The following is a 24,098-nucleotide window of genomic DNA, read 5'->3' on the forward strand; positions in this document are numbered from 1 at the left end:
CGGGCATCGTGCAATGCCGCAGCTTGTGCAGCGGACCGCCGCTCGTCGGTCACTCCCGGTGCTGATCCTGCTGTTGGCGGGCTCGGCGCTCGCGGGCTGCAGCGGCGGCGATTTCGGCCGCACCCGCGCCGATTTCCGCAACGACGACATGCATCGCTGGATGGGCGCCGAGGCCACCGGCAGCGTCGGCATGAAAGCCTCGCAATTCCAGCTCACCGAACACGAACGCCAGCTGCGCGATCTCGCCTATCAGTTCGTCGAGGCGCCGCTGTCGCGCCCGGCGTGGAAGAGCGTGTTCGGCGACTATCAGCGGCTGCCCGCGCCGTGGCGGCAGAATGTCGTGTTCGACCGCACCGCCTACGGCCGCAACCTGATCGACGAGCCGCATCGCTCGTTCGCTTCGCGCTACGCGCTGCTGATCGACGAGGTGCGCGACGACATCACCCGGTTCGAGCCGTTCTTCGCCACCGCGGCCCAGGTGATCGAACTCGACCGCAGGCGCAATGCCAGCCTCCACATGATCGCCGACGTGTCGCCGCGCGAGCGGGCCGACGCGGTGGCGCGGATGGAAGAGAACATGCTGATCGTGCAATGGGTGCAGCAGGCGCTCGAGCGGCGGATCTCGTCCTATCGCTGGGCGCTGGAGCGGCTGGTGATCCAGGCACCCGACGGCATGGCCGCCGACGCCGAACGCCAGATCAACGAGCTTGCCCGGCTCACCGCCAATTCACCGCTCATCTCCGCGCCGGTCGCGGGCCAGGCCGTGGTGACGAAGGGCTAGTGTCCCGAATCCGAAGTTCGGATCATTTGCCGCACCTTCGGAGCGAACTTCGGATTCGATAAGGACACTAGCAAACTATGATTCTAGTGTGCTTTATGAATGCGAAGTTCGTGAAAGTGGCTGCCGCGAAATCGCACGAACTTCGCATTCAGCACACTAGGCCCGCTTCATCTTCTTCGTTGTCGGCTTGATGCGGCGGCTGCTTGGTTGCCGCGGCAGACTCGCAATGAACGCCTTCAGCGCATCGGATGGCGGGTGCGCCGAGGGATAGGCGAGTCCGATCTGGCGCGTGACGTCGATCTCGATTGCACGCACCGCGACATCGGGATTGCCGCGCGCCACGCCTTCGGGGACGATCGCGACGCCGACCCCGGCCGCAACCAGTGCCATCGCCCATTCCTCGGATTCCGCGATTGCCACCGGCCTGCGCGGCGGCGCTGCGCGCTTGAAGAATTCCTGCTGCTCGCAATGGCAGCGATCGATCATCGGAACGCCGGCGAAGTCGCTGGTCCGAAGCGTCTCCTTCAGGGTGAGGGGATGTGACGGCGGCAACGCCGCGACGTAGCGTTCGCTCCACAGCGGGATGAAGTGCTCGCCTGCGCCGATCATGGTCTTTGCGACGATCCGCGCGTCGGCCTTCTCGCTGGCGCCGACCAGCCGAAGCGCGAGATCGGCATTGCCGGTCAGCGGCTTCAGCAGCGCGATCGTCCGCGCCTGATCGAGCGTCCGCAACAGGCCGAGCGTCAGCGTCTGCTTTGTCGCTGGTTTGCGAAACAGGTTTCGCGCCGCGTCCGCCTCGTCGATGATCTTGCGCGCGATGCCGTGAAACTGCGCGGCTGACTCCGTCGGCGCCATACCCTTCTTGTGCCGGATGAACAGCGTGGTGCCGAGCTCGGCCTCGAGGTTGGTGATCGCCGCCGAGATCGACGGCTGCGAGATGAAGCAGCGCTTCGCCGCAGCCGTCAGATTACGCTCGCGGTAGACCGCGGCGAAGTAGCGGAGCTCGCGGATATCCATAGTTCCATCCTATCATATCGATAGAGAGACAATATTTTACCTATGGAATGGCGAGTGGCAAGTCTGCATCTGTTTCAGCGGAGGATTTGTCATGCGCATCCATCATCTCAACACCGGCACGATGTGCCCGATCGGCAAGCGGCTCGTGAACGGCAGCGGCAGCATCTTCCAGCGGGCGCGGATGGTCTGTCACTGCCTGCTGGTCGAGAGCAATGACGGCCTCGTGCTGGTCGACACCGGGATCGGGCTCGACGACATCGGCAATCCGCCCCCGGCTCGGGCGCAGATGGGTGCGGCAAACGACGCCGCGGCTCGATCCGGCCGAGACCGCCGTGCGGCAGGTCAAGGCGCTCGGCTTCTCGCCCGACGATGTCCGCCATCTGCTGCTGACGCATCTCGATCGCGATCACGCCGGCGGCGTGCCGGACTTTCCGAAGGCCAAGGTGCATGTCCATCGCAAGGAGTACGAGATGGCGGTGACGCATCAGGTCACGCCGCCCGAGGGACGCTACATCACGGCGCAGTGGAAGCACGGGCCGGACTGGGCGTTCTATGGCGAGGGCGGCGAGGACTGGTTCGGCTTCAGGGGCGTGCGCGCGCTCGGTGACCGCGAGCCGGATATCCTGATGGTCCCGCTGCCGGGCCACACGCTCGGTCATTGCGGGATCGCGGTGCGCGACAAGAACGGATGGCTGCTGCACGCCGGCGATGCCTATTTCCATCACGCGCAGCTCGATGCCCGGCCGCGGATCCCGCTGGTGCTCGGCATGTTCCAGCGCCGCGCGGACATGGATCGCGCGACGCGGATCCAGAACCAGGAGCGGCTGCGCCAGTTGAAGGCGACGCATGGCAAGAGCGTCACGATCGTCAACAGCCACGATCCCGTCGACTACGAGACCTGCCGTTGCGGCCGGCACGCGCTGGCTCGTTGATTTGAGCATGATCTACGCGCAAACGCCTCGCGTTTGTCGCGGGGAAAACCGCTACACACTTTTCCGGATCATGCTCTAGCTAGCGCTTGCGTGCCGCCGGCGGCGGTGCCGGGACGGGCAGCGGCGGCGGTGCCTCCTGCTTGGCGGCGACCGGCTCGGTCTGCACCTTGCACGACGAGGCCGCGAGCGAGGCCTGCGCCTGCGGCATCAGGCCGGGCTCCGGCGCCAGCGCCTTCAGCAGGATCAGGCCGGTCGAGGTCGGCGAATCGATGATCAGCCGGTCGGCGGCGGTGATTTCCTCGTCCTCGGGCAGCTCGTTGTGCTGCGCTTCCGTCATCAGGTCGAGCTCAATCACCTTCTTGCCGGCGGAGCGGTCGTTGATGGCGTAATAGGCGACCTCGTTGCGGGTGTAGAACGACACCGAAGTATAGGCCTGGCTGACCGGCACGGTGAGCTTGAGCGGGCCCGTCGAGAGATCGTAGCGGCAGATCGCCACCGCGAAGGCCGGATCCATCAGCGGCATCGGCGAATGGGTCGGGTCCGCCAGCGGCAGCTGCGTCACCTCGTTGAGCTTGGTCATCGGCGTCAGCCGCGAATAGGCGTCCTGCGAGGCGATCCGCGGCAGTGCCAGCACGCTGACGAGATGCACCACGCCGCCGAGCAGCACGCCTGCGAGGATGGTGAACAGCAAGCGGATCATGGGCAGCCCGTCGTCGTGATCGAGGGCATCGGCGCGTCGCGCTGCGTGCGGGTCGCGACCCCGACCGGCGTGTCGTAGAGCCGCAGCATCAGCGCGTAGCGCTCGATGCCGCCGGTCGGCAGCCAGTTGCCGGCGCGCGAGCGCGAGGCGATGTGGATTTCGAACGTGCCGTCGGAGGCGCGCATGATCTCCTGGCTGGTGAAGCCGTAGCGTTGCAGCGTGTTGGCGACCAGATGGCCCTTGCGGTCGAACAGCGTCAGCGTCCAGAACCGCGCGGCCGGCGTCACGCCGCTGACCACGATGTCGCAGCGGCCGTCGAGCGGCTTGTCCTTGTCGTCCCTGGTTGCCGAGAACGCGATACCGTCGCCGGTGCCGATCGGCAGCTCGCCGCTGCGCGCGATGGTGGCGCGCGAATAGGGGTCGACGTCGGAGGTGCCGCTCTTCGGCCGCGCGGTCCAGGCGCCGATCTTCAGCGTGCCGAGATCGGTGCCGCGCGTCGCCGTCGCGTAGGTCAGGCCGAGGCCGACGGCGGTGGCGATGACGAGTGCCAGCAGGGTGGTGAGGAGGAGCCGCACGTCAGTTCTTGCGTGGCACGGTAGCCGTCGTCGTGCCGTCCGGCCCGGCCACGGCAACGTAGTTTTCGGGGAACGCCAGCGCGCTCGAGGACTCCGGCTTGCCGGTCTTCGAGGGCTCGTTCAGCGTCGTCTTGCCGGCGGCCCTGGCCGCGTCGTCGAGCAGCTTCTCGACCCGCACCAGGATGTCCGCGCCGCGCTTGGTCAGCACCGGCGGCGGACCCGGCTTGGTCTCCAGGACGCGCGGCGCCACGTTCGCCTGGGCATTGGCCTGCGCCGGCTGCGGCGGCAGCTTCTGGCCCATACCGACGCCGACCAGCTCTTTCACTTCCACGCCCTGATGCGCGGCGACCATGATGTCGTGCCAGGTCTGCGCCGGCAGCGAACCGCCGGTCATGCGGTTGGTCGGCGAATAGTCGTCATTGCCGTACCAGACCGCGCAGGTGAAGTTGCCGGTGTAGCCGACGAACCAGGCGTCGCGATAGGCGTTGGTGGTGCCGGTCTTGCCCGCGGTCGGAATGCCGTCGAGCGCGGCGCGGCGCGCGGTGCCTTCGCTGACCACGTGGCTCATCATGCCGGCCATGTCGGCGGCGATATTCGGCGGAATGGCCTGGCGCGGCTTCGGACCGTCGCGGTCCCAGCGCCACACCAGATCGCCGGCGCCGGTGCGCACTTCGAGCACCGAATGCGGCGTCACCGCCTTGCCGCGGTTCGGGAAGGTCGCATAGGCCACCGCGTGCTCCAGCACCGTGACCTCGTCGGAGCCGATCGGCAGCGACGGCGTGTCGGGCAGCGGCGCCTTGAGACCGAAGCGGCGCGCGACCTCGACGATCTTGGCGCGGCCCGCCTTCGGCCCTTCCTTGCCGCCGAGCATGATCGAGAGCTTGACCGGCACCACGTTGATCGAGCGGGTGATCGCCTGCGTCAGCGTGACCTGACCCGAATAGGAATGGCCATAGTTCTGCGGGCACCAGTTGCCGATGCAGACCGGGCCGTCGACGATCTTCGAGTTCGGCGTGAAGCCGTTCAGCAGCGCCGTCGTGTAGACATAGGGCTTGAACGACGAGCCGGGCTGCCGGTAGGCGTCGGTGGCGCGGTTGAACTGGCTCGCACCGTAGTCGCGACCGCCGACCATGGCGCGGATGCCGCCGTCGAGATCGGACACCACGGTTGCGGCCTGCGTCGCATGATAGTCGCGCCCGAACTGGCGGAGCTGGTTCTCGATCGCTTCCTCGGCCGCCTTCTGCACGTTCATGTCGATCGCGGTGCGGACCACGAAGACGCGCTCGGTGTAGGATTTCGGGAAGGTGTCGACCAGCTTGCGCATCTCGTCGAAGGCGTAGTCGAGATAGTAGTTCGGCGAGTTCTCGTCGCGCCGGTCGACCGCGACCGCCGGATTGCGGCGGGCGCCGAACACCTGGCCCTCGGTCATGAAGCCGGCATCGACCAGGTTGTCGAGCACGACGTTGGCGCGGGCGCGTGCGGCGGGCAGGTTGATGTGCGGAGCGTATTTGGTCGGCGCCTTGAACAGGCCGGCGAGCATCGCGGCTTCCGCGAGGTTCACGTCGCGCACCGACTTGTTGAAGTAGAAGTGCGCCGCGCCGTCGACGCCGAAGGTGCCGCCGCCCATATAGGCTCGGTCGAGATAGAGCTTCAGGATCTCGTTCTTGGTCAGGCGCGTTTCCAGCCAGATCGCAAGGAAGGCTTCCTTCACCTTGCGCTCGATGGTGCGCTCGTTGTTCAGGAACAGGTTCTTGGCGAGCTGCTGGGTGATCGACGAACCGCCCTGGCGGACACCGCCGGCCTGCGCGTTGGTGACGAGCGCGCGGGCGAGGCCCGGCACGTCGATGCCGAAATGGTCATAGAAGCGGCGGTCCTCGGTCGCGAGCGTCGCCTTGATCAGATTGTCCGGAAAATCTTCCAGCGGAATCGAGTCGTTGTGCTTGATGCCGCGGCTGCCGATCGGATTGCCGTAGCGGTCGAGGAAGGTCACCGCGAGGTCGGACTTCTTCAGCCAGTCCTCGTCCGCGGTCTCGCGGAACGCCGGGATCGCGAGCGTCAGCATCAGGATCATGCCGCCGAGCCCGATGGTCGCGGCTTCCGAGAGCGGCTCGATGAACACCCAGCGCTTCCAGCGGCCGACATAGAAGCGGTCCATGAAGGTGGAATAGCGCTCGTAGAGTTCGCGCAGGCCCTTGCCCGACGAGAACAGCGCCGAGTCGATACGCGCATCGAGGTCCAGGAAGAAGTTCCGGACCTTCTGTTTCCAATGCGACGGCATGATCTGAAGGACCGGACCCTTGATCAGTTCGACAGCGCTGCGGGCGCCCCAAACGGGCACAGGCGAGCGTCTTGCTTCGATGTTGCGGCAATCCCAAGGCGCTTTTGCGTCGTTGGGGACTCGTTCGTTGTTCTATCCGAGCGGCTGCCATAAACCAATGGCGCGGCTCGTGAATTTAATGAAAGCCCTAACGCTGCCCACCGCCTTTCGCGACGCCGCAATAGCACCCCCTTGCAGACGGGGCGCTGGCGTCCCAAGAAGAGTTGTACCGCCATTTCAGGGATACCATGACCGCACCGCCCAAGCGCCCGTCGGGCCAGGAGGGATTCTTCTGGAAAACCAAGACGTTGGAGGAAATGTCCAACGCCGAATGGGAGAGCCTGTGTGACGGCTGCGCACGGTGCTGCCTGGAGAAGCTCGAGGACGAGGACACCGGGAAGATCTACTTCACCCATATCTCCTGCAAGCTGCTCGATTCCGGCCTGTGCGCCTGCAAGGACTATACGAACCGCTCCGACCAGGTTCCGGATTGCGTGCGGCTGACGCCGGAAAACGTCCGGACGCTGAACTGGCTGCCGCCGAGCTGCGGCTACCGCCTCGTGGCCGAGGGGCGCGACCTTTATTGGTGGCATCCCCTGATCTCGGGCGATCCCAACACTGTTCATGAAGCCGGGGTCTCGGTGCGCGGACGGGTGGAGGGCACCGAGCTCGACGTCAACGACGCCGATCTCGAGGATCACATCGTGCGCTGGCCGGCTCTGCTGCCGAAGCGGGCACAATTGAAGAAGCGGCCGAAGGTCTCCAAGACCTAATCGTCCAAGAACTAATCTTCCAAGACTTAATCCAAGACGTAACGATGACGCCGCAACTGCCGTCGCCGGCTCGTCTGTCATCACGTCATCGCGAGAACGCTGCGGCGGGATGCACCCATGCGCTGGGGTGCCTGCCTCAGCAACGAATTGCTGCATAAATTACGAAGCAGAGAATGATTCCATCGCGGGATGTGCCCGCGCAGCAGCCTTACGCCTCAAATGAACAAGTATGAACGGCAGAGCCGTTTTCCTGCCGACCAATCCACATTGCCTGAAGATATTGCCGAAGAGCTGTCCCATCTCCCGAGCGAGGTGATCGAACTCAGCGATGCGCCGCCGCTGGCGCCGCCGGCTCCGCTCAATCCGGACGAAGTCCGCACCATCGTGATCAGCCTGATGCTGACGATGTTCCTGGCTGCGCTCGACCAGACCATCGTCGCAACCGCGCTGCCGACGATCGGGCGCCAGTTTCACGACGTCACCAATCTGTCCTGGGTGATCACGGCCTATCTGCTGGCCTCGACCGCGGTGGCGCCGGTGTTCGGCACCTTGAGCGACATCTATGGCCGCCGCGTCATGATCATCACCTCGCTCAGCCTGTTCGTGGTCGGCTCCGTGCTGTGCGCGATCGCGCCCAGCATGACCATGCTGATCGTTGCCCGCGGCCTGCAGGGGCTCGGCGGCGGCGGCATCATGCCTGTCGTCCAGACCGTGATCTCCGACGTGGTCACCCCGCGCGAACGCGGTCGCTACCAGGCCTATTTCTCCAGCGTCTGGATGGCCGGCGGCATTCTCGGGCCGGTGGTCGGCGGCGTGTTCGCCGAGCATCTGCACTGGTCGATGATCTTCTGGATCAACCTGCCGCTGGCGGCGGCGGCGCTGGCGCTGCTGCTGCCGAAGATGAGCAAGATCCCGGTGTTCCACCGCAAGCGCAAGGTCGACTGGCTCGGCGGCGTGCTGCTGATGGCTTCGGCCGTGGTGCTGATGCTGGTCTTGACCTGGGGCGGCACCCGTCTGTCCTGGCTGTCGCCGACGATTACCGCGATGATCGGGGCCTCGATCGCGCTCGCCGGCGCCTTCGTCTGGCATGCGCGCCGCGCCGACGAGCCGTTCCTGCCGCTGTCGCTGCTCGGCGGCTCGGTGGTGCCGTTCGCGATGGGCGCGGGCGGCTGCGCGCTCGGCGCCATGGTCGGTCTCACCGTACACCTGCCGCTCTATTACGAGGTGGTCTATCACCTCACCGCGAGCGAAGCCGGCCTTGCGCTGATCCCGCTCGCGGCGATCTCGACCTTTGGCGCTGCAATCGCCGGCCGCACCATGGCGAAGGCCAAGCACTACAAGCGCGTCGCGATCGTCGGCACTTCGGTGGCTGCGATCTGTGCCGTCGGCATGGCGGTGACGACGCTGCCGCTGTGGGGCTTGCTGACGCTGATGAGCGTGTTCGCGCTCGGGCTCGGCACCACGTTCCCGATCAGCGTGGTGTCGCTGCAGAATGCGGTGGCGCGGCCGCAGGTCGGCACCGTGACCGGTGCGATGAACTTCTTCCGCGCGATGATGGCCTCCTTCACGGTCGCCGCCTTCACCACGATCCTGCTGATGACGCTCGGCACCGACATCTCGCTCGCCGGCGAGCATCACGCCGCGGCGGCCAGCACGGTGAGCGCGATCCCGATGGCCGACATGATCACGGCGTTCCGCTACGTGTTCGGCGCGGCCGCCGTGCTGCTGACCACCGCCTCGATCTGCATGATCACGATGGAAGAGCGCCCGCTCGCCGGCCCCGCCGCGCGACCGCCGGCGGAGATGGCGGAGTAGGGCGGGGTCCTCCCGAGCGTCGTCCTGGCTTTTGCCAGGACGACGATGTTGATGGGTCCTCGATTCAAGATGCCAAACACGCGATGACAGGTGAGGATGCGGACGCAGCTTCGCATTCGCGCGACGCGAATCGTTACTGAATTTATGCTGATAAACCGAAATCTTTCCTCAGCGGGAATTGCGCATCGGTGAATGACGTGCTGAGAGACCTCAGCCCACGACGATTATTCCCGCGCTGCCTCATATTTGTTCAGACGGTGAGCGTCGACCCACTACTTTAGTCGCCGTCCGCGCATGGCGATCTGCGCGCAGTTTCACTTGCTGCACATCTTGTCGCGGCTATAGTCCCGCCCCAAGAGCTCGAAGCAGCCGAAGAACAACAAGAGGAGAGAAACAGAGTGACAAGAACATCGCGACTGCCATTTCATGCGATGCAGCAATTCGCCGGCGCAGCCGCTTTGGGCCTTGTCGCGCTCGCGCCCGGCGGGGCGCAGGCCGCCGACACCCTCAAGATCGGCGTGATCGCGGAAGCGCAGGCAATTGCCGGTGCGTCGATCCCGCAGGCGGCGCAGCTGGCCGCCGACGAGATCAACGCCAAGGGCGGCATCGACGGCCGCAAGATCGAGATCGTCTCTTACGACAATCACTCATCCTCGGCGGATTCGGTGCGCGCATTCCAGCGCGCGGTCAACGAGGACAAGGTCAACGTCGTCATCTCGAGCTACATCAGCGAGGTGGTGCTGGCGCTTGAGCCTTGGGCCTCGCGCCTGAAGACGCCGTTCGTCACGCCAGGCGCCGCCTCCAACGAGATCAGCAAGAGCGTCCACGCCGATTACGAGAAGAACAAGTACACCTTCCACGGCTATCTGACCTCGGCGGCGCTGGCGCTGTCGGTCTGCGACGCCGCCAAGGAGCTTTTGGTCGATCAGAAGCACATGAAGACCGCGGTCATCATGAGCGAGGACGCGGCGTGGACCAAGCCGCTCGACGTCGGCTACGAGGAGTGCCTGCCGAAGATCGGGCTCAAGGTCGTCGACCATATCCGCTTCTCGCCCGATACCACCGACTTCACGCCGATCTTCAACAAGGTCGAAGGCTCCAAGCCCGACGTCATCATCACCGGCATCTCGCATGTCGGGGTGCAGCCGACGGTGCAGTGGAAGAACCAGCAGGTGCCGATTCCGATGTTCGGCATCTCCTCGCAGGCGACCAACGAGACCTTCGGCAAGGACACCAACGACGCGGCGGAAGGCGTGCTGTACCAGGGCGTGTCGGGCCCGAACGTTGCGGTGACGCCGAAGTCGGTGCCGTTCGCGGAAGGCTTCAAGAAGCGTTACGGCAACTATCCGTCCTACGCGGGCTACACCGCCTATGACGAGGTCTACTACATCGCGGATGCGGTGAAGCGCGCCGGCTCGGTCGAGGCCGACAAGATGGTCGATGCGCTGGAGAAGACCGATTGGGAAGGCACGATCGGACGCGTCCAGTTCTACGGCAAGGACGATCCGTTCACCCATTCGATCAAGTACGGCAAGGGCCTGATCACCGGATTGATGTTGCAGTGGCAGGGCGGCAAGCAGGTCGCGGTCTGGCCGAAGGAGGTCGCCAAGAGCGACCTCAAGTTCCCGAGCTTCATCAAGGTCACCACGAACTGACTGTCGACCAAGCTCCCGGGCCCCTCCCGGGAGCATCGGTCTTCGGTTCCGTGTCCTCCACAACAGGCAGCCCTGCTGCCGCGGCCGATATGAGATGCTTGCCCTACAGATCCTGATCGATGGCTTCGCCATCAGTGCGCTCTATGCGCTCGGCGCTACCGGCTTCACCCTGATCTTCGGTGTGTCCGGTGTTCTCAACCTCTCCCACGGCGCCATCATGGTGGCCGCTGCGGTCGCGGCCTGGGCCGCGGCCAGCTTGCTGCACCTCGACATCTACACCGGCGCGCTGTTCGGTGTCGGCGTGGCGCTGATCGTGTCGTTCGCGACCTATTTCGCGGTCGTGAAGCCGATCCAGAATTCGACGCGGATCCCCAACGAGGAGAAGGAAATCTTCGTCCTCACCGGCACGCTGCTGTGGGGTATCATGATCCAGGAGTTGATCGCCTATTTCTTCACCAACAACGCCAAGACGGTGCTGCCGATCGTCGAGGGCGTCGTCGATATCTTCGGCAACCGCACGCCGCGCAACAATATCTTCACCGCGTTGGTGTGCTGCCTCGTGATCGGCCTGCTGTGGCTGCTGGTCAACCGCACCCGGACCGGTAAGGCGGTGCTGGCGGCCTCGATGAACCCGCGCGGCGTCACGCTGCTCGGCCTCGAGCTCACCCAGATCTACATCGTGGTGTGGGGCATCTACGGCATCCTGGCCGGCATCGCCGGCGTGCTGCTCGGCATGTTCTTGGGCGTCAGCTCCTACAGCGTGGGGCCGCTGACCGCGAGCGCGTTTTCGATCGTGGTGCTCGGCGGCCTCGGCAGCGTCTCGGGCTCGCTGATCGCGGCCTTCGTCGTCGGCTATCTCGAGACCATCACGGCCTACATGATCTCGCCGGCCTACCGCACCATCCCGGCGCTGCTGCTGCTGGTCTTCGTGATGTATATCCGGCCCCAGGGCCTGTTGGGGAGGCGCTGAGATGGCCAACTTCTTCTCCTCGCGCCTGTTCTTCATTTCACTCGCCTGCGTGGTGATCGCCGCGACGCTGCCGTTCTACGTCTCCGGCTACATCCTCGGGCTGCTCACGGTCGCGTTCTATTTCGGCGTGTTCGCGATGGCCTGGGACCTGTTGTTCGGCTTCGCCGGCGAGGTCAATTTCGGCCCGACCTTCCTGATCGGCACCGGCGCCTACACCGCCGGCATCCTCAACAACCAGTTCGGCTGGTCGGTCTATGTCTGCATCCTGCTCGGCGCGCTGGCGTCGGTGGTCGCGGGCTTCGTGCTGGCGCTGCCGGCGCTGCGGGTGAGGGGACCGTATTTCGGCCTCACCACGCTGGTGGCGGTCTTGATGTTGCAGAACTTCGTGGTGGTGTTCGCCGACCTCACCGGCGGCGAGATCGGGCTCACCATCCCTGACGTCATCACCATCAATGCCGGCGCCAATTACTGGATCGCGCTCGGCTTCATGACCGTGAGCGCTGCGATCCTGTACGGGCTTTCGCAATCACCTGTCGGCCTCGTGCTGCAGGCGAGCGGGCAGGATCCGGTGCAGGCCGGCGCGCTCGGCTTCAACATCGTCAAGCACAAGCTCGCGGCGTTCATCGTCAGCGCGTTCTTCTCGGGACTGTCAGGGGCGCTGCTGGTGTTCTACTTCGGCACCGCTTCGGTCGGCACCGTGGTCGACGTCGCGGTCGGCGTCAACGTGATCGTCTCCGCCGTGCTCGGCGGCCGGCGCACGGTGCTGGGGGCGGCGCTGGGTGCGATCTTCCTGGTCGTGGCCGGTGAATTCCTGCGTCCGACCGGCGAGCTTGCGACCTTCATCGTCTCGGCGGTGGCGCTGCTCGTCGTCCTGTTCTTCCCCGGCGGTTTCCTCGGAGCGGCCCTGTCACGCGAGGCGCGCTCATGATGGACCAGACCGTGACCACAGCAACGCTCACCGTTCGCGGATTGACCAAGCGATTCGGCGGCCTGACTGCCGTGAAGAACCTCTCGTTCGACCTGCATCCCGGCGAGATCCTCGGCCTGATCGGGCCGAACGGCTCGGGCAAATCGACCGCGATGAAGAGCGTGATGGGCATCGAGCGCCCGACCGCGGGCGAGGTGCTGTTCGAGGGCAAGAACGTCGCGGGCCTGCCAGCGCACAAGATCGCGCGCAAGGGTTTTGGCATGGTGTTCCAGCACTCGCGGCCGCTGAACCGGCAGACCGTGCTGGAGAACATCATGGTCGCGCTGCTGCCCGACAGCCTGTTCATGCTGTTCCCCGACAAGGCGCTGACCGAGCGCGCCAAGTGGATCGCCGAGCGCGTCGGGCTCGGGGCGGTGATGCACCGCCGGCCGCCGACACTGCCGTTCGCCGATCTGCGCCGGCTGGAACTGGCGAAGGCGATCGCGCGTGACCCGAAGGTGGTGCTGGTCGACGAGCCCTTTGCCGGGCTGACCAGCGCCGAGGTCGGTACATTCTCCGCACTGATCCGCAGCTTCCGCGACGAGGGGCGCGCGGTGATGCTGGTCGACCACAACGTCAAGAGCGTCGCGGCGCTGGTCGACCGCGTGCTCGCGATGTATCTCGGCGAGGAGATCACAACCGGCCGCGCCGAGGACGTGATGAAGAACGAGACCGTGCGGCGGGTCTATCTCGGCGGCGCGATCGAGACCCATGCGCGGCCCGAGACCTCGTTCAAGGACAAGGTGCCGCTGCTGCAGGTCGAGAATGTCAGCGTGCATTACGGCAAGGCGCAGGCGCTGGAGAATGTCTCGATCCACGTCCATGAGGGCGAGTTCGTCTCCGTCGTCGGCCTGAACGGCGCCGGCAAGACCACGCTGTTCAACACCATCTCCGGCTTCCTGCCCTATACCGGCGAGATCCTGCGCGGCGGCGAGAAGCTGCGTGGCACCGGGCCTGCGAAGATCGCCCGCTCCGGCCTCGTGCAGTGTCCGGAATCGCGCGAGCTGTTCGGCGAGATGACAGTGCGCGAGAACCTCGACCTCGGCGGCCAGCATCTCGACGACGCGGCGCGGGCCAAGCAGCTCGCTTGGCTGTTTGAGCTGTTCCCGATCCTGAAGGAGCGGCAGGGCCAGATGGCGCAGACACTGTCCGGCGGCGAGCAGCAGATGCTGGCGATCGGCCGCGCGCTGATGATGCAGCCGCAGATCCTCATCCTCGACGAGCCGACGCTCGGATTGGCGCCGGTGATCCTCGAACTGCTGTCGAAGGCGCTGGAGAAGCTGCGCCAGACCACCAAGATCACGGTGCTGCTCGGCGAGCAGAACGTGACCTTCGCGCTTCCGCATGCCGACCGCGTCTATGTGCTGGAGCACGCGCGGATCGTCTGGGAGGGCGATCCGGGCCGCTTCGCCGCGGAGGCCGGCAAGGACTTTCTCTGACGTTCGAAAGTTTCAAACAACAAAACAAAGCAAGGGAGATCATGATGTCAGGATTTTCAACCACCCGCGTGAGCCTGTTGGCCTCGGCGCTCGCGCTCTGCCTCGCGGCACCGGCCTATGCGCAGTCCAAGGATCCGATCAAGATCGGCATCATCGCTGAGGTGCAGTCGATCGCGGGCGCGGCGACCCCGGGCGGCGCGCAGATCGCGGCGGACGAGATCAACGCCAAGGGCGGCGTGATGGGCCGCAAGATCGAGATCGTCACCTATGACAACAAGAGCTCGTCGGCCGATTCGGTGCGCGCGTTCCAGCGCGCCGTGAGCGAGGACAAGGTTTCGGCCGTGATCGCAAGCTACATCAGCGAGGTCGTGCTGGCGCTGGAGCCGTGGGCATCGCGGCTGAAGATGCCGCTGATCACGCCCGGCGCCGCCTCGAACGAGATCACCAAGGCGGTCCACAACGACTACGAGAAGAACAAGTACACCTTCCACGGCTATCTGACCTCGGCCGCGCAGGCGCAGCTCGTCTGCGACGCCGCCAAGGAGCTCTTGGTCGACCAGCTCAAGTTCAAGTCGGCGGCGATCATGAGCGAGGACGCGGCCTGGACCAAGCCGCTCGACGTCGGCTACGAGGCCTGCCTGCCGAAGGCCGGGCTGAAGGTGGTCGAGCACATCCGCTTCTCGCCCGACACCACCGACTTCACGCCGATCTTCAACAAGATGGAAGCCGCCAAGCCCGACGTGATCGTCACCGGCATCTCCCATGTCGGCGTGCAGCCGACGGTGCAGTGGAAGAACCAGCAGGTGCCGATCCCGATGTTCGGCATCAGCGCGCAGGCGCTGAGCCCGACCTTCTGGGGCGACACCAATGGTGCTGCCGAGGGCGTGCCCTCGCTCGCGGTGGCGACGCCCGACGTCGCGGTCACGCCGAAGACAAAACCGTTCGCGGCGGCGTTCAAGGCCAAGTTCGGCACGCCGCCGGCCTATACCGGCTACACCGCCTATGACGAGGTCTACATCATCGCGGAGGCGATCCAGCGCGCCGGCTCGACCGATCCGGACAAGATGGTCGCCGAACTCGAGAAGACAGACTTCGAGGGCACGATCGGCAAGATCCAGTTCTACGGCAAGAACGATGAGTTCACCCACGGCATCAAGTCCGGCCCGGGCGCCGTCACCGGCCTCGTGTTCCAGTGGCAGGGCGGCAAGCAGATCACGGTCTGGCCGAAGGCGATCGCCGAGGGCCAGATGAAGTTTCCGAACTTTGTGAAGCTGTCGCAGTAACAGACGTACCCGCCGTCATTGCGAGCGAAGCGAAGCAATCCATGCCTCCGCACGGGGATAGATGGATTGCTTCGTCGCTTCGCTCCTCGCAATGACGGCGTGGAAAGACGCCCCTTTGCTACTTGCGCGTCGGCGGCGCCGTCTGGATCGTCGGCGCTGCCGCCGCGAGCAGCTCGGCGCGGTCGCCGTTGCGCGGCGGATAGATGCGCTGCTGGTTGATGGTCTGCTTGGTGAGTTTTGCGGCAGCACCTGTGGTGTGCACCTCGCGGTCCCAGCCGGTGGTATAGAGCGCGCCCCAGGCGCCGAGATCGAGCACCGTCACATACCAGTCGATATTGAGTGGCAGCAGCTCTTCGCCGAACAGGTCCGCCACCACATTGTGGCCCGCGAACCGGCCCATCGGCCGCGCGAACTGGCAGGACATCACGGTCGGATGCTCGCCGTCGATCAGGCAGGCGGCGACGTCGCCGGCGGCGAACACGCCGCGAAGACCTTCGACGCGCATGAAATGGTCCACGGCGAGGCGGCCGAGCTTGTCGCGCTCGGCCGGCATTGTTGCGGCAAGCGGGCTGGCGCGCATGCCGCCGCACCACACCACGGTCGCGGCCGGAATGATCTCGCCGCTATCGAGCGTGATGCTGTCGGCGCCGACGGCGCTGACCCGGACGTTGAGCCGCGTCTCGACGCCCAGCGCGGCCAGCGCCTCGTTGATGACGGGACGGCCATGCGCGCCGAACGTCGCGCCGACCACGGGATTGGGGTCGATCAGGATGACGCGGTGATCGCCGCCGATGCCGGCATGCGCGAGCTTGGCCGGCATCTCGGCCGCGACCTCGATCCCGGTGAAACCTGCGCCGACCACCGCGACCGTCGCACGTGCCGGCGATGGCGGCTCCTTGCCGAGCGCCGCCAGATGCGCGCCGAGCCGCATCGCCGCGTAGTACGTGTCGACGTCGAAGCCATGGTCGGCAAGGCCCGGGATGGCGGGCCGGACCAGCTCGCTGCCGGTCGTCAGCACCAGCCGGTCATAGCTCAGCGTCTCCGCGCCAGGGCCTGTCTTGACCACGACCTCGCGCTTGGCCGGATCGATCGCCGCGACCTCGGCGACCATGTGCCTGATGCCGACGGGATCGAGCAGCTCGTTCAGCGGCAGCGCGACATCGCCGAGGTCGACCTCGTAATTGCGCACCCGGATGTTGTGGTAGGCGTTGCGATCGACGACCAGGATCTCGACATCAGCCGCGCGCGCGCCGATCTCGTCGCGCTTGCGGGCGGCGCCGAGCGCGGCCCACAGTCCGGCAAAGCCGGCACCCAGCACCAGGATGCGCGCCATCTCTCCCTCCGATGTTGCACCGGAGGGAGCTTGCCTGCGCAGGCGAGGTCAAATCAAGTGGGTGAGGGCGTGTGAGGTGCCGTCACGTCCCCGCCCGCGACACCTCGGTCTCCTTGCTTGTGATGAATTCCAGCAGCACCGGCACGCCCTCCCTGGTCTTCTGGATGCCGCGCTTGATCGCAGGGATGATGTCCTCGGGCTTGGTCACCCGCTCGCCATAGCCGCCGAAGGCGCGGGCCATCGCGGCGTAGTCGCCGGAGATGTCGGTCGAGCGGTATTTCTCGGTCGAGATCGGCATCACCTTCAGCTCGATCGCCATCGAGAAATTGTTGAGCAGGATCGACATGATCGGAATCCGCTCGCGCACCGCGGTCTCGAAATCCATCCCGGTGAAGCCGATCGCGGCGTCGCCCCAGACATTGATGCAGAGCTTGTCGGGTTTGGCCAATTTGGCGCCCATCGCGAGGCCGAGGCCATAGCCGAGTTGCGTGGTCTTGCCCCAGCCGATATAGGACAGCGGCTCGACCGATTTCCAGAACGGCGACAGCTGGTCGCGCGGGCTGCCGGCGTCGTGGGTGATGATGGTATTGCGGATGTCGACGGTGTGCTGCAGGTCCCACAGCACGCGGTAGGGATTGAGCGGCGCGTCATTGTGCGTCAGCTTCGGCATCCACTTGGCGAGCCACTCCTTGTGGGAAGCCGCAATCTCCTCCGCGATCGCGCCGGCGTTGCGGTCGGACGTGACAGTCTTGCCGATCTCGTCCAGCAGTGCGTCGAGCACCAGGCCGGCGTCGCCGACCAGCCCGACCTTGGCCTCGACATCCTTGTTGATGTGGTTCGGATCGACCGTCGAATGGATGATGGTCTTGCCCTTCGGCATCGCGACGCCGAACGAGGTCTCGGTGAAGGAGCAGCCGATGCCGAAGATCACGTCGGCCTCGCCGAGGAATTTCGGCACCGCGCGCGGCATGCCGACGCCGCCGGAGCCGAGCGAGAGTGGATGCGTCTCGGGGAATGACGACTTGCCGCCGAGGCTGGTGCAGACCGGGATCGCAACCCGCTCGGCGAGCCGCTTCAGCTGCGGCCAGGCTTTTGCGTAGTGCACGCCCTGGCCGGCATAGATCACCGGGCGCTTGGCGTTGACGAGCAGCGCAGCGGCTTCCTTGACATGCACGGGGTCGGCGCCGTAACGCGTCCGCAGCACCGGCGTGTAGTTCAGCGGCTCCGGCACCTCCTCGTTCCACATGTCGGCGGGAATCTCGACGATCACCGGGCCGCCGCGGCCGTTCTTCAGTTTTGTAAACGCACGCCGAAAGATGTTGCAGACCTCCGCTGCGATGTTGATCGGCTCCGAGGATTTGGAAAACGCCTTCATCGCCTGGCTGGAATTGAAGTTCGGATCGATGTTGGCAAGCCGGCGCGCATAGCCCATCGGCAGCACCAGCACGGGAACGGATTCGCCATAGCATTGCGCGACGCCGCCCATCGCGTTCTCGGCGCCCGGGCCGTGCTGCATGCAGAACGCGCCGATCTTCTCGCCCGAGGTCACGCGGGAGATCGCGTCCGCCATGTGCACACCGATGCGCTCCTGGCGCACCATCACGGGGCGGATGTCGGCATTGGCGGCGTATTCGATCAGGTGGTTGACCGGGTAGCCCGTGAGGATCTCGATCCCCTCGCGCTTCATGATTTCCGCGATCGCGGTGCCGAGCTTCATGACGGTCACTCCCTTTGGATGCGGCCGGTTCGCTCCGGCCTCGTTGTCGTCCTGTCCGATAAAGGAACAGGATTCCGCCGGTCGGTAAAGCCGGGCTGCGGCCGGATCAGGTAGTCCTGATATGCGTTTACGCCCAATCGCGGTTTCGGGGCCCGCCGCGCGGCGGCGTGATTGCAGGCAGAACTGGCAGCGAAATTCGCTGCAACCCTTAAGCGATCGTTCATCCTGTCCGTCAATGGGCCGTCAACCAATGTGGCCTAGTTTTGCTGGCATATTACTACGGCGCGGGAGAGAAAGCCGCGAGCGTCGGACAGGAGCTTTTCATGCGCGCGTTGCTGGCAAGATTTCTGCGTGATGAGGTCGGGGCGACAGCCATCGAATACGCGATCATTGCTGGCGGCATCAGCATCGTGATCGTCGCGGGCGTCAGGGGCATCGGCACCAGCGTGAGCGGCCAATTTAATGCCGTCAGTTCGGCATTCAAGTAAGCGCTGCCGGACATCGCTTCAGCCTCTCCCAATTCAGCCGCCGCCATCTCCGTTCAACGCGCGCAGCATCGCGATGCGCGCGAACATCAGCCAGCCCGCGCCTTGTTCCGCCGCGTTGATCAGATGCTCGACCGCGATCTGCCAGCGCGCCTCCTGCTGGGTGTCTTCCGATAGCGTCATGATGTAGTCGGCGGCGTGCTGCAGCGTCACCAGCGCGCCGCCGCGGTGCAGCGCGATCGGCTCGTCAAACGGCGTCGACCAGGGCATTGCGGTCAGGACGTCTCAGGCGCGGCGTGTCGAGGTCATCTTGCGCTCGCCGCGCTAGCCTGCCTTCTTGCGCGCCGCGGTGCTTTGCGCGCGCGTGGCCTTCTCGGCCTTCTTCGGCTCGGGCTTCGCGACCTCCTTGGGCTCGCGCTTGCCGCTGCCCGAGATCGGCAGCAGCATTTCGCGCTGGCCCTCGATGCGCTTCTTCGGCTTCTTGCCCTTGGCCGCCTTCGCTTCGGCTTTCGCCGGCGCGGCCTGTTTCTCGTTGGCGAGGCTCTTCTTCAGCGCGTCCATCAGGTTGATGACGTTACCGCTGGTCTTCGCCGCGGGCTTGGCGATCTTGGTGCCGTTGCGCTTCTGGTTGATCAGGTCGATCAGCGCCTGCTCGTAGCGATCCTCGAACTCCTCCGGATCGAACTCGGCCGATTTCTGCTCGACGATGTGTTTGGCGAGATCGAGCATGTCCTTGGTGATCTTCACATCCTGGATGTCGTCGAAATATTCCTTCTCGCTGCGCACCTCATAGGGATAGCGCAACAGCGTGCCCATCAGTCCGTTGTCGAGCGGCTCGAGCGCGATGATGTGCTCGCGGTTGGTCAGCACCACGCGGCCGATCGCGACCTTGTTCAGGCTGCGGATGGTTTCGCGGATCACTGCGAAGGCGTCGTGGCCGACCTTGCCGTCGGGGACGAGATAATAGGGGCGGATCAGATAGCGGCTGTCGATCTCGCTGCGCGGCACGAATTCGTCGATCTCGATGGTGCGGGTGGAATCCAGCGCGATGTCGTCGAGCTCTTCCTTGGTGACCTCGATATAGGTGTCGGTGTCGACCTTGTAGCCCTTCATGATGTCTTCGGTGGAGACTTCCTCGCCCGTCTCCGCGTCGACCTTGGCGTATTTGATCCGGTGGCCGGTCTTGCGGTTGATCTGGTTGAAGGAGACCTTCTCGGTATCCGACGTCGCCGGGTACAAGGCAACCGGGCAGGTCACGAGCGAAAGGCGCAAAAAGCCCTTCCAGTTGGCGCGAGGGGCCATAGGGAAAACTCCGATTACGCAACCGACGGAACGGTCAAGGATAACACCGGGAACCCCAATTTGAAACAACGCGGCCCGGTGAATCTCGCAACGGCGTTAACCGTCCTCGCGCCTGCGCCCGTTTGACGCGCCGCGTGGACCGTCATCGGGCAGTCGCCGAAAACGGCTCGGAACATCACTCCGGATCACGCGTTGGCCTTCCGAAGGGGAGCGGCAATCGCCGGAGTTACAGGCACTTAAGCAAAGAGGTCTCTATGGCAGCGGAACGACACGGTCAGATCATCGAAACCCCGGCCGAGGTGCGCTATGCCGAACCGGGACCTTCGTTTCTGGCGCTGCTCACCGCCTCGACAGGGCTCGCTGTTCTGATCCTCGGCGTTATCTGGTTCGCCTTTTTCCACGTGTAACATTGCGATTGTTCCTCGTCCGCAGGTGAGATCCCCATTCTTGAACTGAGGTGCGGCCGGCGCAGCGATCCGTCCGTGCGACTGCGTGCGGCTGGTCACGCTTGCCTGAGTCTGTCCCGCGCGGCGGTCGCGCGGCATTCTCGAACTGCATGGCATGCTCGAACGGCATCGCATGCTCAAGCCGCGCAATCCTGCTGATGCGCGACGCATGGTTGTGCGCTGGTCGAAATATCATGCGACTCAAAATTCCGACACGCGGTTGTCGTGGTCGCCGAAGTCGAACCCCTGAGGATGTCGAGTAGAATCTTCTTGAGCCACGAATTTTCTTGAGCCAAGTGTTGGGCCAAGAATTTTTGTTGAGCCCAGGAATTTTCTCGAACGACCGCGTGCGGGTTCACGAGATTTTGCAGTGATGTTCTGTGGTGCGCGGGGCGAATTGCTGACGCGACGCGTCACGAGATCATCGAAATTGGCTGCTAGCTGATTTGAGCCATATGCGTCTTGAGCTTGAGATGTTCTATCCGCAGGAAGAAAAAAACTCGTTGTTAGTGCGCTTCAAGGAAAAAAGCGTATCAGGTGTCTTCGTCGGACTGACCGTGCTGGCGATGGTGGGGTGGATTTATCTTCTCAGCTCGATGTTCCTGAAATTCATGCTCTGGTGGTTCTCCTGAGCGGTTTCTCTCGCGAGAACAACCGGCGTTGGCGCCTGGTGATTGTTGCGCCGTTCGATTGCACAAAAATTCCAGCAGCTGAACAATCTTTCGGCGCGCCCAATCATGATGTCGTCATAACTTTCGAATGTTAATAACATCGGGGCGAACGTGGACGACTGTGATGCTTTCTCCTGTTCTCATTCTCGCGGCGGCATTCGTCGCAGGCTTCTTCTCCGGTTTCGCCGCGCGTTCGTGGCGCTCGCACAGGCGCCGCGCTCAATATCGGATCTATGCGCCGTACGTGGCGCCGTCGGCCGCTAAATCGTCGCGGCGGGAACGGCCGGTCTCGGCGTTCGGCCATATGCGCCGCGCGTTCTAGCGGGCTAGTTCGATCGAGGTAGCGCGACGGTGTGGTGAGTTGGGGTTGGCGGGCGACATGCAATCGGTCATCATATCCGCGTTCGTGCCGCAGGCTGGCTGGTCGCGTGTCGGCGCCGGTCTGATCGCGTCGCCGGCCCCGCGGATCGCAAGGGAACTTTCGCAACATGAGTGATCTCAGGGGGCATTCGCCGCGGCGGTATGTTGTCGATGTCAGTGGCCGGCGCGTGCTGGTCGGTCTCACGCCTGAAGAGACGTCGGAATTCGAGGGCCTGGACTCCTCGCTGCCGGTGCTCGCGGACCCGGGAGACCAGGAGGCGGGGCTGATGCCGCCGGCCGGCGAGGGACGGTGGCTCGAGCTCTACGACAAGCACGACAAGGCCTGGATCAAGTGGAAGGCCGATCTGAGGGCCGGGTACGAAGACAATTCACTCTTCTTTAACTAAGACCGGGCGATTTTCGACCGTCCTGCCTGACTGGGCCCGAACCGGATACTGACAGATGTTTCAGCTGTTTTTGCGGTCTCGCGCGCATGACCTGATCAGGTCGCGGCGTGAGGAGCAGGGTTTCAAAGCACGCTCGGCCGAGCGCGATGCCGAGACCGACCGCGCCCGGATCGGATCGATCATGGCCGCAATCGAGGCGGCGTTGCAGGCGGCCGAAAGCGAGCAATCCGGCCTCGGCCGCCGGGTCGATGATGTTCTGGCCCGCGCGGCGGTGACGCTGGGCAACGGCACCGACGAATATCTGGAACGCGAGGCGCTTGACAACTATCATCAGGACCTGTTTGACGCCGAGATCTCCAACGGCCAGCGCCGGCTGAAGGAACTGGCGACCGAGATCGCGCACTTCAAGTTCATGAAGGCCGCGGTCCTGAGCCGCTTTCCCGACTACAAGCCTCCGGCCGCCGGCAACTGACGCTCTGCGGCCACATGTGACGGCGTATTCGGCCTGGTCCGGCGCAAGGCGAAAGGCACAGGCAGGACGTGATGATCGCAGGCAATCTACTCGTCACGGGCTGCGCCGGCTTTATCGGCTTCCATCTGGCGGAGCACCTGCTGCGGGCAGGGCAGCCGGTGATCGGCATCGACAATCTGAACAGCTATTACGATCCGGCGCTGAAGCGCGCGCGCCTCGACCTGCTCAAGCAGCACCGCGGCTTTACCTTCCTGGAGCTCGACCTCGCCGACCGCGCCGGAATGAAGGCGCTGTTCGAGCGCTATCGCTTCGAGATCGTGGTGCACCTCGCTGCGCAGGCCGGCGTGCGCTATTCCCTGCAGAATCCGCATGCCTATGTGGATTCCAATCTGGAGGGCTTCCTCAACATCCTCGAGGGCTGCCGGCATACCGCGTGCAGGCACCTGCTGTTTGCGTCCTCATCGTCGGTCTATGGCGCCAATACCAAGCTGCCGTTCTCGATCCACGACAACGTCGATCATCCGGTCAGCCTGTACGCCGCGACCAAGAAGGCTAACGAGCTGCTCGCCCATTCCTACAGCCATCTCTATCGGATACCGACGACCGGGCTGCGGTTTTTCACCGTGTATGGGACATGGTACCGGCCGGATATGGCGCTCTATACGTTCGCGGATGCGATCACCAAGGGGACGCCGATCCAGTTGTTCAACAACGGCAATATGCGGCGCGACTTCACCTATGTCGACGACGTGGTCGAGGCGATGGCGCGGCTGATCGGCCGCGCGCCCGAGGGCGACGTCGACTGGTCCGGAGCGCATCCCGATCCGGGTTCGAGCAAGGCGCCCTGGCGGGTCTACAATATCGGCAACAGCAGGCCGGAAGAACTGCTGCACGTGGTGGCGCTGCTCGAGCACGGCCTCGGGCGGCAAGCCGAAAAGCAGTTGCTGCCGATGCAACCAGGGGATGTCCTGGAGACGTCAGCCGATGTCTCCGACCTCGAGCGTGAAATCGGCTTCCGGCCGCGGACGCGGATCGAGGATGGCATTGCCAAGTTTGTCGCCTGGTACCGGGCCTATCACGACGTCGACCGCATGTAGTGCGCTCGTTGCCAATCCGGGCTCGCGAAAAAATCTGGTTCGGTGTGGAACGGAGTGTCGCGATGAGAGTTACCAATGGTTTTGCCATGGCCGCAGCCGTGATGGTCGTTTCCAGCGCAATCGCGCCGGCGCATGCGATCGACGTCCAGGTCGCGCGCGCCTGCGACGCCTTGGTGGCGAAGGCATTTCCGCCGCGACAGCCGGGCAATCCGGCTTCCAGTAGCGCGAGCGGCAATGCGAAGGTCCAGCGCGACTACTTCAACAAGTGTGTCGCCAATGGCGGCAAGATGGACGACGACGCTCCTCCCAAATCGAAATAGCGTGCGATCGCGACGCGCCTTGCGAATTAGAGATGCTTATGGCGGTTGGTGGCGCCGATTGCTCTTCGTTGCAATGATCGTGCAAAGCGCATGTGCAATCGAATAAACGAAGTGCAAAGGCGTACGCTGATCTATCCAGGCCGGAGCGTGGCGACGCCGCGCAATCTTCGAATGAGAATAGCATTGCAGCGTTTGGTCCCTGGTCGAGACGATTATTTTGCACGTCCGTATCTGACGCGTTGAAGTCTTCCATCGCATCGTTGG

General features: G+C 64.5%; 26 protein-coding genes. 17 read left to right on the forward strand and 9 right to left on the reverse strand.

Features of this window, described 5'->3' with window-relative positions:
• The first annotated feature begins 13 nt into the window (after positions 1–13).
• Positions 14–781, forward strand: coding sequence for a hypothetical protein (locus tag ACVILL_RS26820; RefSeq protein ID WP_456731788.1), 768 nt, complete (start codon positions 14–16; stop codon positions 779–781).
• 156 nt (positions 782–937) lie between these two features.
• Here ACVILL_RS26820 and ACVILL_RS26825 read toward each other — a convergent pair whose 3' ends face one another.
• Positions 938–1,798, reverse strand: a complete 861-nt coding sequence (locus tag ACVILL_RS26825; RefSeq protein WP_456731789.1) for a LysR family transcriptional regulator — start codon at positions 1,796–1,798, stop codon at positions 938–940.
• A 40-nt stretch (positions 1,799–1,838) separates the two neighbouring features.
• Positions 1,839–2,144 carry a hypothetical protein gene (locus tag ACVILL_RS26830; RefSeq protein ID WP_456731790.1) on the reverse strand — a complete coding sequence of 102 codons (306 nt, stop codon included), beginning with the start codon at positions 2,142–2,144 and terminating at the stop codon, positions 1,839–1,841.
• On the opposite strand from ACVILL_RS26830, the gene ACVILL_RS26835 reads away from it, so the two are divergent.
• Entirely contained in the window at positions 2,131–2,730 is a 600-nt protein-coding gene (locus ACVILL_RS26835; RefSeq protein WP_456731791.1) for an MBL fold metallo-hydrolase, read from the forward strand. The two genes, ACVILL_RS26830 and ACVILL_RS26835, sit on opposite strands and share 14 nt — an antisense overlap.
• Before the next feature lie 79 nt (positions 2,731–2,809).
• Here the strand turns inward: ACVILL_RS26835 and ACVILL_RS26840 are convergent, their stop codons facing one another.
• The 3 genes from ACVILL_RS26840 to ACVILL_RS26850 are packed head-to-tail and all read right to left on the reverse strand — an operon-like array spanning position 2,810 to position 6,283.
• Complete coding sequence (locus tag ACVILL_RS26840) at positions 2,810–3,430, reverse strand: DUF1254 domain-containing protein (RefSeq protein ID WP_456731792.1); 621 nt, start codon at positions 3,428–3,430, stop codon at positions 2,810–2,812.
• Positions 3,427–4,005: a DUF1214 domain-containing protein gene (locus tag ACVILL_RS26845; RefSeq protein WP_456731793.1), complete on the reverse strand. Its 579-nt coding sequence runs from the start codon at positions 4,003–4,005 to the stop codon at positions 3,427–3,429. The genes ACVILL_RS26840 and ACVILL_RS26845 overlap by 4 nt, the downstream gene beginning before the upstream one ends.
• A gap of 1 nt (position 4,006) precedes the next feature.
• Positions 4,007–6,283, reverse strand: coding sequence for a transglycosylase domain-containing protein (locus tag ACVILL_RS26850; RefSeq protein ID WP_456734371.1), 2,277 nt, complete (start codon positions 6,281–6,283; stop codon positions 4,007–4,009).
• Between the two features lie 287 nt (positions 6,284–6,570).
• On the opposite strand from ACVILL_RS26850, the gene ACVILL_RS26855 reads away from it, so the two are divergent.
• The 7 genes from ACVILL_RS26855 (at position 6,571) to ACVILL_RS26885 (ending at position 15,224) form a co-directional block, all read left to right on the forward strand.
• Positions 6,571–7,095: a YcgN family cysteine cluster protein gene (locus tag ACVILL_RS26855; RefSeq protein ID WP_456731794.1), complete on the forward strand. Its 525-nt coding sequence runs from the start codon at positions 6,571–6,573 to the stop codon at positions 7,093–7,095.
• A 219-nt stretch (positions 7,096–7,314) separates the two neighbouring features.
• Positions 7,315–8,910 carry an MDR family MFS transporter gene (locus ACVILL_RS26860; protein ID WP_456731795.1) on the forward strand — a complete coding sequence of 532 codons (1,596 nt, stop codon included), beginning with the start codon at positions 7,315–7,317 and terminating at the stop codon, positions 8,908–8,910.
• A gap of 431 nt (positions 8,911–9,341) precedes the next feature.
• A complete protein-coding gene (locus ACVILL_RS26865) occupies positions 9,342–10,565 on the forward strand; it encodes an ABC transporter substrate-binding protein (protein ID WP_456734372.1) in 1,224 nt (407 codons plus the stop codon).
• Positions 10,566–10,659: 94 nt separating this feature from the next.
• Positions 10,660–11,535, forward strand: coding sequence for a branched-chain amino acid ABC transporter permease (locus ACVILL_RS26870; RefSeq protein WP_456731796.1), 876 nt, complete (start codon positions 10,660–10,662; stop codon positions 11,533–11,535).
• 1 nt (position 11,536) lies between these two features.
• Positions 11,537–12,463, forward strand: coding sequence for a branched-chain amino acid ABC transporter permease (locus ACVILL_RS26875; RefSeq protein ID WP_456731797.1), 927 nt, complete (start codon positions 11,537–11,539; stop codon positions 12,461–12,463).
• Positions 12,463–13,941: an ATP-binding cassette domain-containing protein gene (locus ACVILL_RS26880; protein WP_456734373.1), complete on the forward strand. Its 1,479-nt coding sequence runs from the start codon at positions 12,463–12,465 to the stop codon at positions 13,939–13,941. The genes ACVILL_RS26875 and ACVILL_RS26880 overlap by 1 nt, the downstream gene beginning before the upstream one ends.
• Positions 13,942–13,982: 41 nt before the next feature.
• Positions 13,983–15,224, forward strand: coding sequence for an ABC transporter substrate-binding protein (locus ACVILL_RS26885; protein ID WP_456731798.1), 1,242 nt, complete (start codon positions 13,983–13,985; stop codon positions 15,222–15,224).
• Between the two features lie 118 nt (positions 15,225–15,342).
• Here ACVILL_RS26885 and ACVILL_RS26890 read toward each other — a convergent pair whose 3' ends face one another.
• Both ACVILL_RS26890 and ACVILL_RS26895 read right to left on the reverse strand, forming a co-directional pair.
• Positions 15,343–16,557: an NAD(P)/FAD-dependent oxidoreductase gene (locus ACVILL_RS26890; protein ID WP_456731799.1), complete on the reverse strand. Its 1,215-nt coding sequence runs from the start codon at positions 16,555–16,557 to the stop codon at positions 15,343–15,345.
• A gap of 82 nt (positions 16,558–16,639) precedes the next feature.
• A complete protein-coding gene (locus ACVILL_RS26895; protein WP_456731800.1) occupies positions 16,640–18,274 on the reverse strand; it encodes a thiamine pyrophosphate-requiring protein in 1,635 nt (544 codons plus the stop codon).
• Positions 18,275–18,597: 323 nt separating this feature from the next.
• Here ACVILL_RS26895 and ACVILL_RS26900 point away from each other — a divergent pair, with 323 nt between their 5' ends.
• Positions 18,598–18,762: a Flp family type IVb pilin gene (locus ACVILL_RS26900; protein WP_024579538.1), complete on the forward strand. Its 165-nt coding sequence runs from the start codon at positions 18,598–18,600 to the stop codon at positions 18,760–18,762.
• Positions 18,763–18,795: 33 nt separating this feature from the next.
• On the opposite strand, the gene ACVILL_RS26905 is transcribed toward ACVILL_RS26900, so the two are convergent.
• Complete coding sequence (locus ACVILL_RS26905; protein WP_456731801.1) at positions 18,796–19,029, reverse strand: hypothetical protein; 234 nt, start codon at positions 19,027–19,029, stop codon at positions 18,796–18,798.
• 54 nt (positions 19,030–19,083) lie between these two features.
• Positions 19,084–20,061 (reverse strand): non-homologous end joining protein Ku, encoded by a 978-nt coding sequence (gene ku / locus ACVILL_RS26910; protein ID WP_456731802.1) that lies wholly within the window; start codon positions 20,059–20,061, stop codon positions 19,084–19,086.
• Between the two features lie 254 nt (positions 20,062–20,315).
• On the opposite strand from ku, the gene ACVILL_RS26915 reads away from it, so the two are divergent.
• The 7 genes from ACVILL_RS26915 to ACVILL_RS26945 all read left to right on the forward strand — a co-directional run bounded on the left by ACVILL_RS26915 (position 20,316) and on the right by ACVILL_RS26945 (position 23,834).
• Positions 20,316–20,468: a hypothetical protein gene (locus ACVILL_RS26915; RefSeq protein ID WP_456731803.1), complete on the forward strand. Its 153-nt coding sequence runs from the start codon at positions 20,316–20,318 to the stop codon at positions 20,466–20,468.
• Positions 20,469–20,980: 512 nt separating this feature from the next.
• Positions 20,981–21,139 carry a hypothetical protein gene (locus ACVILL_RS26920; protein ID WP_456731804.1) on the forward strand — a complete coding sequence of 53 codons (159 nt, stop codon included), beginning with the start codon at positions 20,981–20,983 and terminating at the stop codon, positions 21,137–21,139.
• A gap of 163 nt (positions 21,140–21,302) precedes the next feature.
• Positions 21,303–21,500 carry a hypothetical protein gene (locus ACVILL_RS26925; protein WP_456731805.1) on the forward strand — a complete coding sequence of 66 codons (198 nt, stop codon included), beginning with the start codon at positions 21,303–21,305 and terminating at the stop codon, positions 21,498–21,500.
• Between the two features lie 166 nt (positions 21,501–21,666).
• Entirely contained in the window at positions 21,667–21,945 is a 279-nt protein-coding gene (locus tag ACVILL_RS26930; protein WP_456731806.1) for a hypothetical protein, read from the forward strand.
• Positions 21,946–22,000: 55 nt separating this feature from the next.
• The gene (locus ACVILL_RS26935; RefSeq protein ID WP_456731807.1) at positions 22,001–22,417 is read left to right on the forward strand and encodes a hypothetical protein; all 417 of its coding nucleotides are present in this window, start codon (positions 22,001–22,003) and stop codon (positions 22,415–22,417) included.
• Between the two features lie 71 nt (positions 22,418–22,488).
• Complete coding sequence (locus ACVILL_RS26940) at positions 22,489–23,514, forward strand: NAD-dependent epimerase (protein WP_456731808.1); 1,026 nt, start codon at positions 22,489–22,491, stop codon at positions 23,512–23,514.
• A 62-nt stretch (positions 23,515–23,576) separates the two neighbouring features.
• Positions 23,577–23,834 (forward strand): hypothetical protein, encoded by a 258-nt coding sequence (locus ACVILL_RS26945; RefSeq protein ID WP_456731809.1) that lies wholly within the window; start codon positions 23,577–23,579, stop codon positions 23,832–23,834.
• The last annotated feature ends 264 nt before the right edge of the window (positions 23,835–24,098 follow it).

It is taken from the genome of Bradyrhizobium sp. USDA 3364, assembly GCF_054056355.1.

Excerpts from the sequence above, each read along its gene's own strand:
- ACVILL_RS26820 (WP_456731788.1), top strand. The coding sequence starts at position 14 with ATGCCGCAGCTTGTGCAGCGGACCGCCGCTCGTCGGTCACTCCCGGTG.
- ACVILL_RS26880 (WP_456734373.1), top strand. The coding sequence starts at position 12,463 with ATGGACCAGACCGTGACCACAGCAACGCTCACCGTTCGCGGATTGACC.
- ACVILL_RS26875 (WP_456731797.1), top strand. The coding sequence starts at position 11,537 with ATGGCCAACTTCTTCTCCTCGCGCCTGTTCTTCATTTCACTCGCCTGC.
- ACVILL_RS26900 (WP_024579538.1), top strand. The coding sequence starts at position 18,598 with ATGCGCGCGTTGCTGGCAAGATTTCTGCGTGATGAGGTCGGGGCGACA.
- ACVILL_RS26945 (WP_456731809.1), top strand. The coding sequence starts at position 23,577 with ATGAGAGTTACCAATGGTTTTGCCATGGCCGCAGCCGTGATGGTCGTT.
- ACVILL_RS26860 (WP_456731795.1), top strand. The coding sequence starts at position 7,315 with ATGAACAAGTATGAACGGCAGAGCCGTTTTCCTGCCGACCAATCCACA.
- ACVILL_RS26930 (WP_456731806.1), top strand. The coding sequence starts at position 21,667 with ATGAGTGATCTCAGGGGGCATTCGCCGCGGCGGTATGTTGTCGATGTC.
- ACVILL_RS26920 (WP_456731804.1), top strand. The coding sequence starts at position 20,981 with ATGTTCTATCCGCAGGAAGAAAAAAACTCGTTGTTAGTGCGCTTCAAG.
- ACVILL_RS26865 (WP_456734372.1), top strand. The coding sequence starts at position 9,342 with ATGCAGCAATTCGCCGGCGCAGCCGCTTTGGGCCTTGTCGCGCTCGCG.
- ACVILL_RS26825 (WP_456731789.1), bottom strand. The coding sequence starts at position 1,798 with ATGGATATCCGCGAGCTCCGCTACTTCGCCGCGGTCTACCGCGAGCGT.
- ACVILL_RS26925 (WP_456731805.1), top strand. The coding sequence starts at position 21,303 with ATGCTTTCTCCTGTTCTCATTCTCGCGGCGGCATTCGTCGCAGGCTTC.
- ACVILL_RS26940 (WP_456731808.1), top strand. The coding sequence starts at position 22,489 with ATGATCGCAGGCAATCTACTCGTCACGGGCTGCGCCGGCTTTATCGGC.
- ACVILL_RS26840 (WP_456731792.1), bottom strand. The coding sequence starts at position 3,430 with ATGATCCGCTTGCTGTTCACCATCCTCGCAGGCGTGCTGCTCGGCGGC.
- ACVILL_RS26885 (WP_456731798.1), top strand. The coding sequence starts at position 13,983 with ATGATGTCAGGATTTTCAACCACCCGCGTGAGCCTGTTGGCCTCGGCG.
- ACVILL_RS26855 (WP_456731794.1), top strand. The coding sequence starts at position 6,571 with ATGACCGCACCGCCCAAGCGCCCGTCGGGCCAGGAGGGATTCTTCTGG.
- ACVILL_RS26935 (WP_456731807.1), top strand. The coding sequence starts at position 22,001 with ATGTTTCAGCTGTTTTTGCGGTCTCGCGCGCATGACCTGATCAGGTCG.
- ACVILL_RS26905 (WP_456731801.1), bottom strand. The coding sequence starts at position 19,029 with ATGCCCTGGTCGACGCCGTTTGACGAGCCGATCGCGCTGCACCGCGGC.
- ku (WP_456731802.1), bottom strand. The coding sequence starts at position 20,061 with ATGGCCCCTCGCGCCAACTGGAAGGGCTTTTTGCGCCTTTCGCTCGTG.
- ACVILL_RS26895 (WP_456731800.1), bottom strand. The coding sequence starts at position 18,274 with ATGAAGCTCGGCACCGCGATCGCGGAAATCATGAAGCGCGAGGGGATC.
- ACVILL_RS26850 (WP_456734371.1), bottom strand. The coding sequence starts at position 6,283 with ATGCCGTCGCATTGGAAACAGAAGGTCCGGAACTTCTTCCTGGACCTC.
- ACVILL_RS26870 (WP_456731796.1), top strand. The coding sequence starts at position 10,660 with ATGCTTGCCCTACAGATCCTGATCGATGGCTTCGCCATCAGTGCGCTC.
- ACVILL_RS26915 (WP_456731803.1), top strand. The coding sequence starts at position 20,316 with ATGGCAGCGGAACGACACGGTCAGATCATCGAAACCCCGGCCGAGGTG.
- ACVILL_RS26890 (WP_456731799.1), bottom strand. The coding sequence starts at position 16,557 with ATGGCGCGCATCCTGGTGCTGGGTGCCGGCTTTGCCGGACTGTGGGCC.